Origin of the sequence: Acinetobacter sp. YH16032, assembly GCF_013417345.1 — a bacterium.
GTDB lineage: Bacteria > Pseudomonadota > Gammaproteobacteria > Pseudomonadales > Moraxellaceae > Acinetobacter.
This window is the reverse complement of record NZ_VPEE01000148.1, coordinates 1-1,481: the sequence shown is the minus strand read 5'-3', so window position 1 is coordinate 1,481 and position 1,481 is coordinate 1. Positions and strand designations below refer to the sequence as shown.

Below are 1,481 nucleotides of genomic sequence, written 5' to 3'. Positions count from 1 at the left end.
TGTTATTCACCAATTAAAATGTCTATGCGATAAACCATTTAAAATGTCCTGTTTTTAACCACAAGAGTCAAGCACAGGATTTAACTTTCTTTGTTCAATAACAGCTTTCTGAGCTTTACGACTCGGCATACTTTTCTTGAGACGGGAACGTTTATTCTGTTTTTCCAACTCTTCATGCTGTTGCTGGATATGCGCCAGGACTGAACCTAACCGTTTATTCTCAACAATCTCATTTTGCTGCAGCCCAGCCAATTTATTGAAGATGCTGTAGTTGAGCTTTCGTCCTTCATGCATGAGGGCCACAGTGCCATCCGGATACTCCAGAAATGAAACGTATTGCCCAGCAAGCTTATGATTCAGCTCTGTCGGTTCAAGCAGATAAATACATTTGTCATAGGTAATCGTCAGGTTCTTGGTGACCTTACGCGGTTCCTGCCAGGTAAAAATATCATCCAGTTCAAGATCAGATTCGGTTAATGGTCGATGCAGGTTCTTTGAGTTTCGCGCACATTTGGCGAACTTCTGATTGAACTGCTCAATAAAGCAGGGCAACCAGGCATTTGCTTCTGCAATCGAACAGATGCCTTCCAGGCGCATCTCCTTGATCAAACGGTCCTGAAGGGTTCTATTCGCTCGCTCTACGCGACCTTTGGCCTGGGGTGAATTGGCGAAGATAATATCAATGTTTAACTCATTCAGAATCCGCCCAAATTGCGTGATCTGGCTGTCTTGCCTGGATTTCTGGTTGACTCTAAATACCGAGTGTTTATCGCTATAAAAGGCCAAGGGCTTGCCGTATTGCTCAATGTAGGCTCGGGTTGAAAGCATATAGTCAAAGGTCGTTTCAGCCTCACAAAAGCGTAGATGCAACAGCTTGCCGGTAGCATCATCGATATAAACCAGCAAACAGCATTTGGTGGCTCTTCCTTCAAACCAGTCATGATATGAGCCATCAATCTGGATCAGCTCACCGAAGCAATCACGGTTATAGCGTGGCTGGTATGGGCGTTTTAGACGTTTGGATCGCGGAATCCAAAGGTCATTTGCAGTCATCCAGCGCCGAACCGTTTCTACCGGGATATTCAGGTCAAACATGCTGCTGAGCTTCTCATGCGCCAAGGTAGGTCCAAAGCCCAGCAGATGTTCAGAAATAATGGAAAGACATTGCGATTTTAATAAATCGTCATGGCGATGATGGCCCGGTTGACCACGACTGGCATGCGTCATACCTGAAACACCATCTTGATTGAGCTTCTGTAATAACCGGGTAATTTGACGGGTTGAAAGATTAAGGATTTCAGCAGCACGGACTTGTGTAATACGATGATCTCGAACGTCTTGCAGAACAGCAAGACGTTGAATTTCTTTGTCAGACATAGTGATCAGCATCTATATTTCATATCCAGTCCATGATGTTTAAACCATCATAAACTAGACATTTTTATTGGTGAGAATATAGACATTTTGAATGGTGAGTAACA

At 43.9% G+C, this 1,481-nt stretch carries 1 protein-coding gene; it reads right to left on the bottom strand.

The features are described from left to right. Positions 1-54: 54 nt before the first annotated feature. Positions 55-1,389, bottom strand: a complete 1,335-nt coding sequence (locus tag FTV32_RS17055) for an ISNCY family transposase (protein WP_180029155.1) — start codon at positions 1,387-1,389, stop codon at positions 55-57. Positions 1,390-1,481: the final 92 nt, after the last annotated feature.

What these genes read in the sequence shown, in the direction of transcription:
- FTV32_RS17055 (WP_180029155.1), bottom strand. Translation starts at nt 1,389, where the DNA reads ATGCTGATCACTATGTCTGACAAAGAAATTCAACGTCTTGCTGTTCTG.